This is a genomic window from Tumebacillus permanentifrigoris (genome assembly GCF_003148565.1).
Classification (GTDB): domain Bacteria; phylum Bacillota; class Bacilli; order Tumebacillales; family Tumebacillaceae; genus Tumebacillus; species Tumebacillus permanentifrigoris.
Genome location: NZ_QGGL01000001.1, coordinates 294,552 through 310,041, shown reverse-complemented (window position 1 = coordinate 310,041; position 15,490 = coordinate 294,552). Strand labels below are relative to the sequence as shown.

The following is a 15,490-nucleotide window of genomic DNA, read 5'->3' as shown; positions in this document are numbered from 1 at the left end:
AGGGGGAGACGACATGTCACAGACTCAAGTCCCCGTGGGGACGGCAAGTGTTTCGAAAAAAGCCTCGGTCGACTCCCCGTGGCGTCGGTTCATTCGAAGATTCCGACGCCAGCGTCTCGGGATGGTAGCGCTGGGCGTCGTCGCGTTGTTGCTGTTGCTGATGGCGATTGGCCCAGCGATCTCACCTTTTGACCCGACGGAGCCGGATTACGACGCAGTGATGGAGGTTCCGTCCGCGAAGCATTGGTTCGGGACGGATGATTTTGGACGGGATATCTTCTCCCGCGTCTTGAACGGGACGCGGATCTCGCTGGCGGTGGGCTTGTGCTCCGTGTTCGGCGGGGCGTTGATCGGGATGTTTTTCGGATTGACAGCCGGGTATTACGGCGGCAAGTATGACGGGTTGGTGATGCGGGCGTGTGATGTGCTGTTTGCCTTTCCCGGCATCCTGCTCGCCATCGCAATCATTGCCATACTAGGTCCGGGCCTGCCGAACGTCGTGATCGCGGTGGCGGTGTTCTCGGTGCCGATCTTCATCCGCATCGTGCGCGGGGAGACGTTGGCCTTGAAAAACAAAACCTACATCGAAGCGGCCCGCGCGACGGGATTGCGCGACCGCGAGATCATCTGGCGGCATCTGTTCCCGGGCACGATCTCGGTCGTGCTGGTGTACCTGACGATGCGGATCGGTTCTGCGATTCTGATCGCCGCCTCGCTGTCGTTTCTCGGCATGGGTGCGCAACCGCCGACGCCAGAGTGGGGGGCGATGCTGTCCAGCGGTCGCGATTACCTGACGACGGCACCGCATGTGGCGATGTTTCCGGGGTTGGCGATTCTGGTCACCTGTCTCGGATTTAATTTGCTCGGCGATGCGTTGCGCGACGCGCTCGACCGCAAGCTGACCGATTGAGGGAGGGTAGAGCATGACACAGAATTTGTTGAACGTATCAGAACTAGAGATCTCCTTCAAGACGGAGAGCGGCACCGTCACGGCGGTGGCGGGCGTGTCATTTGCCTTGCAACAAGGCGAGACGCTCGGCATCGTCGGCGAGTCGGGCTGTGGCAAGTCGGTCACGTCGCTCTCGCTCATGCGCTTGCTGCCCAATCCGCCGGGGCGCATCTCCGGCGGTCGCATCGAGTTGAACGGACGCAACCTGTTGGAGTTGAGTGAACGCGAGATGCGCGACGTGCGTGGCAACGCGATCTCGATGATCTTCCAAGAACCGATGACGTCGCTGAACCCGGTCTTCACGATCGGGCGGCAGATCGACGAAGCGATCCTCCTGCACAAAAGCGTCAGCAAGCGCGAAGCCCGCGCCCTGACGATTGAAATTTTGAAAAAAGTCGGCATCCCGCGCCCTGAGCAGATCGCCAAGGACTATCCGCATCAGTTGAGCGGCGGCATGCGCCAACGCGTGATGATCGCGATGGCGCTGGTCTGCGAACCGCAGTTGCTGATCGCGGACGAGCCGACGACAGCACTTGACGTGACGATCCAAGCGCAGATCCTCGACTTGATGGATCGCTTAAAGCGGGAGACGGGGACTTCGATCCTGCTGATCACACACGATCTAGGGGTCGTGGCCGAGATGTGCGACCGCGTGTTGGTGATGTATGCCGGGCAGGTGGTGGAAGAGGCGAGTGCGGAAGCGCTTTTTGCAGAACCCAAGCATCCGTACACCGTGGGGCTGCTGAACTCGATCCCACATGCTGACCGCAAAGCAGACCGCCTGCCGTCGATCGCCGGAAGTGTGCCCTCGCTCACCGAGATGCCAAACGGCTGTCGATTCGCCCCGCGCTGTCCGGTGGCGATCGCGAAGTGCCACCAGCAGAACCCCGCATTGGTACAGGTGACGGAGCAGCATAAAGCCCGTTGCTGGCTGGCACAGGAAGGAGGGGAGGCGCGTGTCTGATGTACTGCTCGACGTGCGTCATTTGAAAAAATACTTCGAACTCCGCGGCGGCCTCCTCCACCGCGTGACCGGTCATGTCAAAGCGGTCGACGATGTGTCCTTCTCCGTTCGTCGAGGCGAGACCTTTGGCATCGTCGGGGAGTCGGGTTGTGGGAAGTCGACCACCGGGCGCACGCTGTTGCGGCTGTTGGAGCCGACGGAGGGTCAGGTTGTTTTTGACGGCGTGGACTTGGCCAAGCTGGGGCGCGAGGAGATGCGGCAGAAGCGCCGGGAGATCCAGATGGTGTTCCAAGACCCCTATGCCTCCCTGAACCCGCGCATGACCGTCGCGGACATCCTCGCTGAACCGTTGCGCGCACACGGCATCACCGACCGAGCGGAGGTGGACAGGCGTGTGAGTCAGATCCTCACCGCCTGTGGACTTTCCGCCGAACAAGCCCGTCGCTATCCGCATGAGTTCTCCGGCGGACAACGCCAGCGCGTCGGCATCGCGCGGGCGCTGGTGCTGAATCCGAAACTGATCGTCGCCGACGAGCCGGTCTCCGCGCTCGATGTCTCGATCCAGTCGCAGATTCTCAACCTCCTGCAAGACTTGCAGGGCGAGTTCGGGCTGACGTATGTGTTCATCTCGCACGACCTCTCCGTCGTCCGGCACATCTCAGATCGCGTAGGTGTGATGTACCTGGGACGGATGGTAGAAGTTGGCGATGCGGAGACGCTCTACAACCGACCGCTCCATCCCTATACGCAATCCTTGCTCGCCGCCGTGCCGATCCCTGATCCGACGCAACGACGCCAACGGGTCCTGCTCCAAGGCGATGTTCCCTCACCGGCGAACCCGCCGAAGGGATGTGCCTTTGCACAGCGTTGCCCACAAGCGACCGACCATTGCCATCAGGTGCGGCCGGAGTTGCAAGAGATCGAACCGGATCGCCAAGTTGCGTGTCACCTCTACGAGGTATCGTGACGAATTTGTGAAGAAAAAACCGCCGAGTACGTTCGGCGGCTTTTTTTTTATGAGTGGATCGGAAAAAAAGACACTCGATCCGAGTATACTAGAAGTACTACGTACTAGTTGCCAAGGATGTTGAGGATGACTCTGTACGTCTCTCACTTTTCTGTGTACGCTCAAGGTAGGGTATACGGTGACTATTTTGATGGAGGGTTTACCATGATCACTTCCTTGTCTTTTATCTCGCTCTCGATCGCGGAAGAATTCACTTTGACACCTCGGCAGTCTGAGATCCTCGAATTGATCCTGAAGGGTTACTCCAACGGGACGATCTCAAGCCAACTCGGAATCGCCTACAATACAGCGAAAAACACGATCTCCAACCTCAAACTCCGCGTCAGGATGAAGACGCGCTATGAGATCCTCTCCTATGCGTTTCGGTTGCTCGCAGGAGATCGAGCGGAGCAGTCGATTTCGTATATCTCGGAGAAATTCGCGCTCTCCCCGCGTGAAAGTGAAGTGCTGCTCTGCCTGATGGATGGAGATGAGGTCGAAGCGATCGGCAAGCGCTTGTACATCTCCGATGAAACCGTCAACGGCCACATCAGCCAGATTCTGCAAAAAATGATTGTCGCATCCCGAGCTCAAGTGATGTCCACCGTCCTGCAATTCGTCCAAACTCAAGTGGAAACTGAAAAAAGCTGACGTCTGCTCACCAGACGTCAGCTTTTTTTCAGGTCTTTTTAAAATACTTATAATAAGCAGGAGATAGGACCCGCGTAAAACCGGCAGGCAGCACCCAGATCTTGCATCGGGTGTTGTTTTTCGTATAAAAAAGAAAATCTGAAAGAGGGGTTTAAAAATAAAAACCGAGAGTATATAATTAACTTATCAAAAGTATTTTAATAACATAGGCGATACTCATGAGGTGAAGATGGAGTGAATGCACAAATCGGGGGAAACCCCGTGATGCTCAAGCAGATGAACAAGTCTCAAATCTTGCAAGTGCTTTTCAAAAAGTCCCCGTTGACCAAGGCGGATGTCGCCACACAAACACAGTTGACCTTCGTCACCGTCTCGAATTTAATCACGGAATTGCAAAACGATGGATTCGTTCGCGAAATGGGCTTGGCTGTTTCGACGGGCGGTCGCAAGCCTTTGCTGTATGGTATCAATCCAGACGCGTTTGTTTTTGCCGGAATTGAGGTGCAAGTGGAGCGGTTGGTCTGTGTGCTGACCGACTTTGAGAATCGCGTGTTGAACTCGCGAATCGTGGCGGTGGACAGTCTGGAGGGGCCGGTGTTCGTCGCCCGCAAGAGCCGGGAGATCGTCGTGGAGATGCTCGAAGAATCCAACCTCTCGATGGACCTGTTGGCGCGGGTCAGCGTCTCCACACCGGGGCCGATCGATCGAGAACAGGGTGTGATCGTCTCCCCTCCGAACATGCCAAACTGGCGCAATGTTCCGTTTCGAGACATGATCCAAGCGGAATTTTCCGTGCCGTGTGATCTGGAGAAGGACGCAAACGCCGCCGCACTCGGAGAAAGCCGCTACGGGGCGGGCCGAGGCGTGGAGAATTTGATTTACATCATCGTCGATGTCGGGATCGGCGGCGGGATCGTGTTGGGGGGGGAGGTCTATCGTGGCCAATTGAACGGCGCCGGCGAAGTGGGGCATACCCTGATCGATCTCAACGGACCGCTGTGCAACTGCGGCAGCCACGGGTGTCTGGAGTCGATGGCGTCCAAAAGTGCCATCGAACGCGAATTGTCTGGACCGTTCGGGAACGAACTGGTCTTCGAGGAACTGATCCAACGCACAGACGACAAACGGGTCCGCGAGTCGCTGCTTCGCTCCGGTACGTACCTCGGAGCGGCATTGGCCAATTTGGGGAACATTTTCAACCCGGAGATGATCATCCTCGGAGGTGAGCTGGCAACGGGCTGTACCCTGTATTTTGAGCGGGCGGAAGCGATCGCGAGGCGGCGGATGTTGCCGCACTTCGTCCACCGCGTGCAGATCAAGCCCGCCGAACTCGGGAAGTTGTCGGGTGCGATCGGGGCGGCCACCATCGCCTGGCAGACGATGGTGCAGTCCCTTACGTTTTGACGTAGATCCAGATGAGGAGGTGATGTTCCGTTCACAGGGGGCTGGGACAGCTCTTGCTTTAGAAAGGATGTAAGCGCATACACGAAAGGGAGGCATTTACAATGTACAAATGTAAAAAGGTGATGGCGGTCGTTCTGACGGCCGGACTGGCCAGCGCATTCTTGATGGGTTGTAGCCAAGAGACGACGAAGACGACGACCCAACCCGACGGGACGGTAACGATTGATTTTTGGGCCGCTCCGAACCCGCCGCAACAGAAATACTGGCAGCAGATGGCCGATGAATTTGCCAAGGAGAACCCGAAAGTCAAAGTGAATGTCTCTCCGATGCCAGAATCACCGTCATCGGAAGCGGGCATCCAAGCAGCGCTGGCAGGCGGCAGCGCGCCGACGATCTCGGAGAATATCTCACGCGGTTTTGCGGCACAGTTGAGCGACAGCAAGGCGTTGGTTCCACTAGACACGCTGTCTGACTGGGGCGAGATCATCAAGAACCGCCAGATGAACAACACGATCTCCTCTTGGAAATTTGCAGACAACCATCAATACGTCCTGCCGATCTACTCGAACGCGATGCTGTTCGCGTGGCGGATCGACATGCTGAAGCAACTCGGCTACAACGAACCGCCCAAGACGTATGGCGACGTGATGGCCCTTGGCAAAAAGCTCAAGGACAAGTACCCCGACAAGTACGTCTGGGCCAACCCGGACTTAACCGATCCCACGTGGTGGAAACGCTGGTTTGACTTCTTTATGCTCTACGACGCCGCCTCGAACGGAAACAAGTTCATCGAAGGCAACAAGCTCACCGCAGACGACACCTCCGGCGTGAAGACGCTGACTTTCCTCCAAGACCTCGGCAAAAACAACCTCCTGCTCACCAACCAATCCACCGATCCCTTTGAAAAAGGCACGAGCGTTTGGACAACGATCGGCCCTTGGACCTTCTCCACTTGGAAAGAAAAATACCCAGAATTGAAATTCAATGAATCCTATGTGTTATCCCCGCCACCTGTGCCGGACGGCATGAGCACTGAGAATGTCAAAACGTTCTCCGACACCAAAGGTCTCGTCATCTACGCCCAAGCTGCACCAGAGAAGCAAAAAGCGGCGATGCAGTTTATCAAATGGGTCTACTCAAAGCCGGAGCATGACCAGAAGTGGCTGGAGATCACCAACCTGCCACCTGCTCGTGACGACATGAACACGAACGACTCGTTCAAATCGTACTTGAGCCAGCACCCGGAACTGCAACCCTTTGCCGCTTCGATTCCCAACGGTGTCCCGCCAGTCGACAACGCGAAATTCAATGATTTGCAGACGACGATCGGCAAACAGGCGGTCAATCCAGTGGTCACAGGCAAATCTGATCCTGCCGCGGCTTGGAACGCGATGAAGAAAGAACTGCAAGGAGCATTAAAATGAGTCGGCGTGAACATAGAGTGCTGGGATGGCTTTTTACCAGCCCATACCTCCTCTATAGTTTGGTGTTTTTCCTCATCCCGCTGTGCTGGGCGATGTATCTCGCCTTCAGCGACTGGAACTTGATCTCGCCGGTGTACAACATGGTCGGGCTTGGCAACTTCAAAAAAGCGCTGGAGAATCCCGGCGTGCGCTCGGCGTTCTGGGTCACCTATAAGTTCATGGCGTTTTTTGTCCCCATCGTCGTGACCGGTTCGCTGTTGGTGTCTCTGCTCGTAAACAGTTTGCCACGGTATAAAAGTCTGTTTCTCGTCGGGTACTTTCTGCCCTATCTCGCCTCGGGTGTCGCCACATCGTTGGTCGTAAAAGGCGTTCTGTCCTACAACAGTCCACTCAACGAATGGCTGCGCGGCAGTTGGAACCTCACCATCGATTGGTTGGGCAGTCCAGTGTCCGCCCTGTTGATTGTCGCGGTGATCATCGCTTGGAAATTTATCGGCTACTACTCCCTGATCTTGACCTCTGGGTTGGAGAGTATCCCCACAGAAGTGTATGAAGCGGCAGCGATCGACGGCGTGACGGGGTGGTCGCGGTTTTGGAGGATCACTTTGCCGATGTTGTACCCTGCGTTGTTCACGGTCTTGATCCTTTCTGCAGGGGTAACTTTCGGAATTTTCACAGAAGTCTACATCCTCACCAAAGGGGGCCCTGACAACGCGACCAACACCTGGCAGATGGAGATCTTCACCCAAGCCTTCAGCAAGTTGGACGCCGGGTACGGGTCGGCGATCGCGATCTTGGCATCTGTGGTCACGTTTGCCTCGATCTATGTCATTCGCAAGCTGATGGAGAAGTGGGGGGACCGCTATGGTTGGGAATAGAAAGCGCTGGCACAATCCGGTGCTCTATACGTTGGCCTCGATCACACTGTTGATCATGATCTACCCGTACCTACACATGGTCATGCACTCGCTCGCGGTCTGGGATCAGGTGGACCGGAATTTTTTCCCAACCAAGTTCACGTTGCGATCCTACCAATGGTTGTTGCTCGGGGCGGAAGATGTGCAGCCACGTCCGTGGTTGCGGGCGTTTCTGAACAGCATGTTTGTGACGATTTCGTCGACGCTGTTGATGATGCTGACCGCCGTGCTCGCGGGGTACGCGCTCTCCAAGTTCGTCTTCAAAGGCAAGAAAGCAGTCAACAATGTGATTTTGTTCCAGATGTTTTTTCCCTCGATCATTCTGTTGATCCCATCGTTTCTGATCGTGAAGCAGTTGGGACTGTATGACACCTACTGGGGTATGATCCTGCCGAAGTCGGTCAGTTTGTGGGCGATCTTCATGTACACAAACTTTTTCAAAGTCATCCCCAATGACCTGATCGAAGCCGCCAAACTGGACGGCGCCTCGGAGTTTCATATCTTGTTTCGCATCGTGCTCCCGATGTCGCGGTCGATTACGACCATCGTGTTTTTGTTCCTGTTCATGGAGCGCTGGGTGGAGTTGCTCTGGGACATGCTGATCGTCAAAGGGCAACAGCATCTGACCTTGAACGTGCTGTTGGCCCAGATGTTCGGACCCTATGGGGCCTATCCCGGACCGATGTATGCAGCTTCAGTCATCCTGACTGTGCCGATCATCCTGCTCTTCCTCGCTTGCAGTAAGTATTTCAAAGAAGGCATTCAGTTTGCGCTCAAATAAGGGAGGCACGACCCTCGTGGAAAACTTCAAACTCGGAGATCGTTCGTTTTTAGGACCTTTTGAAAAATATGAAAAGAACCCGATCATGGGCCCGCAAGGCGATTCGTGGGAATCGAAAGACCTGTTTAACCCTGCGGCGATCGTCAAGGACGACAAGATCTATATGCTTTACCGCGCGGAGGACCACACCGGTGAAGGGATCTGGAACGGAACTTCGCGCATCGGTCTCGCGATCAGTGAGGATGGCATCCACTTCCACCGCGAACCGGAGCCGGTGCTGTCGCCAACGGAATCCTATGAGCTGCCGGGCGGGTGCGAAGACCCTCGCGTCACGCAGGTAGGCGATACCTACTACATGACGTACACCGCGTATGACGGCAAGCATGCGCGTCTGTGCTTGGCAACTTCAAAAGACCTGTACAACTGGGAGAAGCACGGCATCCTCTTTCCAGAGTGGTCGCAAGGCTATGATCTGGTCTGGTCGAAGTCGGGCGCCATCCTCGCGGAGCCGTTGGATGGGCGCTATGTGATGTATTTTGGTGACAAGTCCATCTGGGTGGCGTATTCCGAAGATCTGCTCCACTGGACTCCTGTGCAAAAACCGGTGTTCAGCCCGACGGAGGACCCGCAGGCATTTGACAGCGTGCTGATTGAGCCAGGCCCGCAACCGCTGTTGACAGAGGAAGGCATCGTGTTGATCTACAACGCGGCCCGCATCGTCGATGATCCTGCTGACGCCGGGTTTGGCAAGGTGCGATATGCGACTGGACAAGTGTTGCTGGCCAAGGACAATCCGGAACAAGTGCTCAAGCGCACCCGCGAACCGTTTCTCGTACCGGGCACTCGCGATGAACTGGAAGGGCAAGTGGATAACGTGGTGTTCGTCGAGGGCTTGGTCGCGTACAAGGGCGCGCACTATCTCTACTACGGCATGGCCGATTCCAAGATTGGAGTCTCCATCTGGAAGTCGCAAGGATGAGCTGAAGGGGGAATGCAGATTGAAGATCGACCGCAACTGGAAGATCCAAAGTTTTGATGTCGGTCAGGTGCGCGACTTGTATGTGGCCGCGCCCGAGTATGTGGATCACTTCTGGCTCCCGGCGGCTGTGCCGGGCGATGTCCATTCCACCTTGATTGAAAAGCGGATCATCGACGACCCCTTCGTTGGGCACAACGACCTCAAGTGTCAGTGGGTCGAAGCGAAGGTTTGGTGGTACCGTACCGAGTTTTCATTTGATGCTTCCGGGTGGGCGGGTGAAGCGTTGGAGCTGACGTTCGAAGGGCTCGATACGTTTGCGACGGTGTACCTGAACGGTGTGGAGTTGGGCAGCACGGCGAACATGTTCATCGCCCACACGTTCGATGTCACCCGCGAAGTGCGTGACGGACGCAACATCATCGCGGTCAAATTTGATCCGATCGACCCACATGTGCGGGACAAACAACACACGCAATGGTCTGGATACAGCGCGGAACGCATCTGGACGCGCAAGTGCCAATCCAATTTCGGCTGGGACTGGGGACCGCGAATTGTGACGGCAGGCATTTGGAAGGACGTGTATCTGACGACGAGGCATGCTGCGAAGATCGAGAGCGTGTTCGCCAAGACCACAAGTTTGCAAGCGGGGCTGGCGATTCTCGACGTCGAGGTTGCGGTCGAATCGTTTGCCGAGATGCAGCATGCCGTACTGGAAGTGCGGCTCCAAGCGGCGGACGGGATCGTTCACACGAGTGCGCGGCCGCTGCATCCCTACAGGGAAACAACGAATCGGGTGGATCGCCCCTATCTTGGCTCAGCGAGTTTGCACCGCATGACGCTGGAGATCCCCGATCCGCACTTGTGGTGGACACACGATCTAGGCGACCCGCATCTGTACAGGTTGGATGTGATCGTGTCGGGTGAGCAGGGGGTTGTGGATCGTGTTGCGCAACAGGTCGGCATCCGCACAATCGAGGTGGAACAGGTCGATCAGGACGGTCAATCCGTGTTCGCTTTCGTGCTCAACGGCATCAAGTTGTTTGCCAAAGGAGCGAATTGGATTCCGATTGACAACATGATCGGAGCGGTCCCCGACACCCGTTACGTACACCTGATCGAATTGGCGAAGCGGGGGAACATGAACATGCTCCGCATCTGGGGGGGCGGCATCTACGAGAAGGACGTGTTCTATGACGAGTGTGATCGGCAAGGGATTCTGATCTGGCAGGACTTCATGTTCGCCTGTGCGCTCTACCCCGATTTCAACCGCAACTTCATGGAGAACGTGCGCGAGGAGATCGTGCAGGTCGTGAAAAGGCTGCGCAACCGCGCCTGCCTCGCGCTCTGGTGCGGGAACAACGAGATCGATTGGGTCTATGAGGTGTTTACCGCTAACGGGGAAGTGACGACACCGTTTTATGGGCAAAAGATTTTCCACGATCTCATGCCGAAACTGCTCCGCGATCTTGACCCGACCCGTTTTTATTGGCCGAGTTCACCCTATGGCGGCAACGATCACAACGCCGCCGAAGCGGGAGACCGCCATAACTGGCAAGTTTGGCATGGCAACATCGAGCCGCGCCGTTTTGGTGAGATCCAACAGCAGGACTATAGCATCGAGGGCGTCTCGTTCAAGAATTTCAAAAAAGACCTCTCCCGCTTTGTCAGCGAGTTTGGCATGCACGCCGCGGCCGACCGCTATACGCTCCAGCAAAACATTCCGGACGGTCAGTTCTACTGGGGGAGTGCGGAGATGTCCTACCGCAACAAGGACTACCACCACCAAAAAGGTATTTTGCTCATGGAAGGGTATACCGGCATCCCGCAGGACATCGAGCAATATCTGTTTTTCTCCATGTTGACGCAGGCGGAAGGATTGAAGTACGGGATTGAACACTACCGCCGCAACAAGCCGTTGACCAGTGGCACCCTGTTCTGGCAACTCAACGACTGCTGGCCGGGCACCTCGTGGTCGGTGATCGACTACTACCTCATTCCAAAGGCTTCCTATTATTACGCGCGGCGTTTTTACGAGCCGTTGTTGCTGACGATTGAACATGATCCAGAACAACCGTTGCACATCTGGGTTGTCAACGATCGCTTGGTGGAGTATGTGGACGATGTTTGCGTGGAAGCGATCCGCTTTGATGGCACCTTGCTGTCCTCAAACACGATGCCGGTGCGTGTGCCATCCAACACGGCACAGCAAATTTCCACGCTTACAGAGGCAGAGATCTTGCGCGGATGCCCGCCGGAGGAAGTGGGCGTGCGGGTGCGGTCCTTGTCTGGACAGGCGAGACCCAATACGTACTTCCTGCGCGATCAAAAGCATCTCCGCCTGCCGCAAACGCCAGGTTTGCAAGTCCAAGTAGATCGGGAAGCCCGCACGGTAACGGTCATGTCCCAAAAATTTGCCCGGTTCGTTCGTTTGGAACTGCCGGCGAAGTCTGTGGTGTATTCCGATAACTATTTTGATGTGCTGCCAGGCGAGTCTGTGCAGATTCAGGTGGAACGCTTGGACGGCGGGGAGATTCCGTGGGACCACTTGCACATCTCCTCGGTGAACGCGGTTTCAGGCGATGGAGAGGGAGGGCGATGAGCATGGATCCGAACACCTATGGCGGTACAGGTGAGGCCAGCAGAGCGGGATGTACGCATCGGTGCAATCGCTTGCAGGCTGCCGGAATGATTTGGGACGGCCAGCTGGGCGAGCACGGTGTGGCATCGCGGGTGAACGGTGACAGGCTTCCCCGCATACTTTCATATGAAGCAGGTGGTCAGAGAGGGGGGAGTTCATGAAACCGTATGTGATTGGCGTTGACATCGGCGGAACCAAGATCGCCATCGGATTGGTCGACGAAGCGGGACGTGTGATCGGGCAACACGTCTTGCCGACGCATCTCGACAACTCCCCGTCCGTCATGGTCCAGCAGATCGCAGAGCGGATCGACGACCTCTTGCTTGCCGCGGAGGTAACTCTCGAGCAAGTGCGAGGGATCGGAGTGGGAGCGCCTGGCCCATTGGATGTCAAAAAAGGGGTCTTTCTCTGCCCGCCCAATTTGCCCACCTGGCACAACTACCCCTTGCTGGAAGATCTGCAAAGCCGATACTCGGTACCTGTGCTGATCGAGAATGACGCCAACGCAGCAACGCTAGCAGAAAAATGGGTCGGAGCAGCGCGGACGAACGACCATTTTATCTACCTCACGATCTCCACAGGGATCGGAGCTGGGCTGTATCTGAACGGGAACCTGATCTCCTCGATCCGCGAGAATGCCGGAGAGGTCGGGCATATCGTGATCGATCCAGCACGCGGGCGCTGTATCTGTGGACAATTGGGCTGTTTGGAATGGATCGCCTCGGGAACGGCGATTGCCCGGCGAGGGTCAGAGTTGCTGGGACGAATCGTAAGCACCGAAGAGGTCTTCTCCCTGTACCGTTCGGGGCATCCGAAGCTGGTCGCGCTCGTTGAGGAGACGTTTACGTACATCGGGATGGGGTGTGTCACGTTGATTAACTTGTTCAGCCCAGAGCGCATCATCATTGGCGGCGGGGTGTCCAACGTCGGGAATGCCCTGTTCGAAGCGGTGCGCAGCTATGTGCAGGGCTGTGCGCTGAATCCGTCTGGACGAACGACCGCCATCGTGCCCTCCGAAGTTGGAGCGTGGGCGGGGGTGGTCGGAGCGGCGGCGGTGGTCTGGCAGAGAGGGGAGGATGTGCGCGATGCGAGCGTATCCCGTTAAGTTTGCTCCGGTGGTCAAACCGCGCCCTTGGGGCGGCGACCGGCTCAAGGCGCTGTTTCAGATCGAGCGTGCAGAGCCCATCGGTGAATATTGGGTCCTGTCAGGATTGGCGCAAGACGCAAGCGTCGTCGTCAACGGCGCGTGGGCGGGCAAGACGCTGGTCGAATTGGTCGAGGAGCAACCTGCCGAGTATCTGGGCGGTGCAACGCATCAGCAGTTTCCGTTGTTGATCAAATTCTTGGAGGCGCGAGAGCACTTGTCTGTGCAGATTCACCCGGACGATCAGCGGGCTCGCGAGTGGGAGCAAAGCCTTGGCAAAACGGAGGCGTGGTACATTTTGGATCACGATCCGGGCGCCAAGGTGATCTACGGGCACAGCTTCCCGAACCCTGACAGCTATTGGCGGGCGGTTCGCGAACGGCGCGTCGTCGACTTTTTGCAGGAGCGACCGATTGCGCGAGACCAGTTGGTTTTCGTCCCGGCGCGCACGCTGCATGCGTTGCTGGCAGGTACGATCCTGATCGAAATCCAGCAGACGTCAGATGTGACCTACCGCGTCTATGATTGGGATCGCGTCGATGCACAAGGCAACAGCCGCGAATTGCATCTCGACCAAGCGGCACAGGTCATGCGCTACGGCGAGACGGCCGCCACAGACCCCAGCGACCAACAGCGGTACGTGTTGCATAGGGAGGATGGGATTGAACACGAGCGCCTGCTGACATGCTCGTACTTTACCATAGAGAAGCTGTGCCTCGATGACGCAGGGAAGTCCATGCAGTTGGGATGTGCAGGCAACCCAGACGTTGTGATCATCGCCGAAGGGGAGGGCTACTTGGAAACAGAGGACACGGTGTTGGAACTCCGAGCAGGTGACACGGTGCTGGTTCCAACCTCACAACGCGCGTATCGACTCACGACGACCACCCGCATGCAGGTGTTGCGAACGTTTTATTGAGGCGGTAAATTCCGTTCTTCTAGCCAATGTGCTATACTAGGTAATTGTTATTCCCTTTTAAATAGCACACCCTACAAAAGGATGGTATCCATACATGATCTCGACTAACGGAATTACCCTGCGCTACGGCAAACGCGCGCTTTTTGAAGACGTCACCATCAAGTTCACACCGGGCAATTGCTACGGTCTGATCGGCGCCAACGGCGCAGGCAAATCCACGTTCCTGAAAATTCTCTCCGGCGAAGTCGAACAAACCAAGGGCGAAGTCAACATCACCCCAGGCGAGCGCCTCGCGATCCTCAAGCAGAACCACTTTGAATTCGACGAGTTCGAAGTGCTGCGCACCGTTATCTTTGGCCACAAGCAACTGTACGATATCATGGTCGAGAAGGATGCAATCTACGCCAAGGGCGAATTCACCGAAGAGGACGGCATGCGCGCTGCAGAGCTCGAAGGCGAGTTTGCCGACCTCAACGGGTGGGTTGCTGAATCCGAAGCGGCCGAATTGCTCCAAGGTCTCGGCATCACGACCGCTCTGCACGACAAGCAAATGAAAGAACTCGACGGTTCGCAGAAAGTCCGCGTCCTGCTCGCCCAAGCGCTGTTTGGCAACCCGGACATCCTGCTGCTCGATGAGCCGACCAACCACTTGGACATCGAGTCGATCCGCTGGCTGGAAGACTTCCTTTTGAAATACCAAAACACCGTCATCGTCGTTTCCCATGACCGTCACTTCCTGAACACCGTCTGCACGCACATCGCGGACATCGACTTTGGGAAAATGACCGTCTACGTCGGGAACTATGATTTCTGGTACGAGTCCTCCCAACTGGCGCTGTCCTTGATGAAGAACCAGAACAAGAAAAAAGAAGAGAAGGTCAAAGAACTCGAAGAGTTCGTCCGTCGCTTCTCCGCCAACAAGTCCAAAGCGAAGCAAGCAACCTCGCGCAAGAAGTTGCTCGATAAAATTTCCATCGACGACATCAAACCGTCGAGCCGCAAATACCCGTTCATCGACTTCAAGCCGGATCGTGATGCGGGCAATGACATCCTGACCGTCTCGAATCTCACGGTCACCATCGACGGGGAGAAGGTCCTCAACGACATCTCCTTCACGTTGAACAAAGGCGACAAAGTCGCATTTGTCGGCCCGAACGAACTGGCGAAAACCACGTTGTTCAAAGTGCTGATGGGCGAAATCCAACCGGACAGCGGCGAGTTTACATTTGGCGTGACCACCACCCAAGCGTACTTCCCAAAAGACAACCAAGAGTATTTTGAGAACAACGACATGACCCTCGTCGACTGGCTGCGTCAATACACCCGCGACCAAGACGAAACCTATGTGCGCTCCTTCCTCGGCCGCATGCTGTTCTCCGGTGAAGAGTCTCTGAAAAAAGCGTCCGTGCTCTCCGGCGGCGAGAAAGTCCGCTGCATGCTCTCCAAGATCATGCAAACCGGCGCGAACATCCTGTTGATGGATGAGCCGACCAACCACTTGGACCTCGAATCGATCACGGCGCTGAACAACGGCCTGATCAAGTTCACGGGCACCCTGTTGTTCGTTTCCCATGACCATCAGTTCGTGGAAACGATCGCGAACCGCATCATGGAGATCACCCCGAACGGTCTCGTCGACAAAGTCGCCACCTACGACGAATACCTCGTAGACGAGCGCATCCAGCAACAACTGTCCTCGATGTACAACTAGTGG

The 15,490-nt window shown here is 56.3% G+C and carries 13 protein-coding genes; all 13 read left to right on the top strand.

Translation table 11 applies throughout. The features are described from left to right. The first annotated feature begins 13 nt into the window (after nt 1-13). The 13 genes from C7459_RS01370 to C7459_RS01305 all read left to right on the top strand — a co-directional run bounded on the left by C7459_RS01370 (nt 14) and on the right by C7459_RS01305 (nt 15,487). Nucleotides 14-910 carry an ABC transporter permease subunit gene (locus C7459_RS01370; RefSeq protein ID WP_109685497.1) on the top strand — a complete coding sequence of 299 codons (897 nt, stop codon included), beginning with the start codon at nt 14-16 and terminating at the stop codon, nt 908-910. 13 nt (nt 911-923) lie between these two features. Then, a complete protein-coding gene (locus tag C7459_RS01365; protein WP_109685495.1) occupies nt 924-1,913 on the top strand; it encodes an ABC transporter ATP-binding protein in 990 nt (329 codons plus the stop codon). After that, nucleotides 1,906-2,880, top strand: a complete 975-nt coding sequence (locus C7459_RS01360; RefSeq protein WP_109685494.1) for an ABC transporter ATP-binding protein — start codon at nt 1,906-1,908, stop codon at nt 2,878-2,880. The genes C7459_RS01365 and C7459_RS01360 overlap by 8 nt, the downstream gene beginning before the upstream one ends. A 204-nt stretch (nt 2,881-3,084) precedes the next feature. After that, on the top strand, nt 3,085-3,570 hold the full coding sequence (locus C7459_RS01355) for a helix-turn-helix domain-containing protein (RefSeq protein ID WP_170119197.1): 486 nt from the start codon (nt 3,085-3,087) through the stop codon (nt 3,568-3,570). Nucleotides 3,571-3,804: 234 nt separating this feature from the next. Further along, nucleotides 3,805-4,974 (top strand): ROK family transcriptional regulator, encoded by a 1,170-nt coding sequence (locus C7459_RS01350; protein ID WP_109685490.1) that lies wholly within the window; start codon nt 3,805-3,807, stop codon nt 4,972-4,974. A 101-nt stretch (nt 4,975-5,075) separates the two neighbouring features. Continuing rightward, nucleotides 5,076-6,398: an extracellular solute-binding protein gene (locus C7459_RS01345; protein WP_109685488.1), complete on the top strand. Its 1,323-nt coding sequence runs from the start codon at nt 5,076-5,078 to the stop codon at nt 6,396-6,398. Continuing rightward, on the top strand, nt 6,395-7,276 hold the full coding sequence (locus C7459_RS01340; protein ID WP_109685486.1) for a carbohydrate ABC transporter permease: 882 nt from the start codon (nt 6,395-6,397) through the stop codon (nt 7,274-7,276). The genes C7459_RS01345 and C7459_RS01340 overlap by 4 nt, the downstream gene beginning before the upstream one ends. After that, a complete protein-coding gene (locus C7459_RS01335) occupies nt 7,263-8,096 on the top strand; it encodes a carbohydrate ABC transporter permease (protein WP_109685484.1) in 834 nt (277 codons plus the stop codon). The genes C7459_RS01340 and C7459_RS01335 overlap by 14 nt, the downstream gene beginning before the upstream one ends. A 16-nt stretch (nt 8,097-8,112) precedes the next feature. After that, nucleotides 8,113-9,075, top strand: a complete 963-nt coding sequence (locus C7459_RS01330) for a glycoside hydrolase family 130 protein (RefSeq protein WP_245884357.1) — start codon at nt 8,113-8,115, stop codon at nt 9,073-9,075. A 19-nt stretch (nt 9,076-9,094) separates the two neighbouring features. Then, nucleotides 9,095-11,674 carry a beta-mannosidase gene (locus C7459_RS01325; RefSeq protein WP_109685482.1) on the top strand — a complete coding sequence of 860 codons (2,580 nt, stop codon included), beginning with the start codon at nt 9,095-9,097 and terminating at the stop codon, nt 11,672-11,674. A gap of 196 nt (nt 11,675-11,870) precedes the next feature. Beyond that, on the top strand, nt 11,871-12,818 hold the full coding sequence (locus C7459_RS01315; protein WP_109685477.1) for an ROK family protein: 948 nt from the start codon (nt 11,871-11,873) through the stop codon (nt 12,816-12,818). Beyond that, complete coding sequence (locus C7459_RS01310; protein ID WP_109685475.1) at nt 12,799-13,776, top strand: type I phosphomannose isomerase catalytic subunit; 978 nt, start codon at nt 12,799-12,801, stop codon at nt 13,774-13,776. Before C7459_RS01315 ends, C7459_RS01310 begins: the two co-directional genes overlap by 20 nt. Before the next feature lie 94 nt (nt 13,777-13,870). Beyond that, entirely contained in the window at nt 13,871-15,487 is a 1,617-nt protein-coding gene (locus C7459_RS01305) for an ABC-F family ATP-binding cassette domain-containing protein (RefSeq protein WP_109685473.1), read from the top strand. Nucleotides 15,488-15,490: the final 3 nt, after the last annotated feature.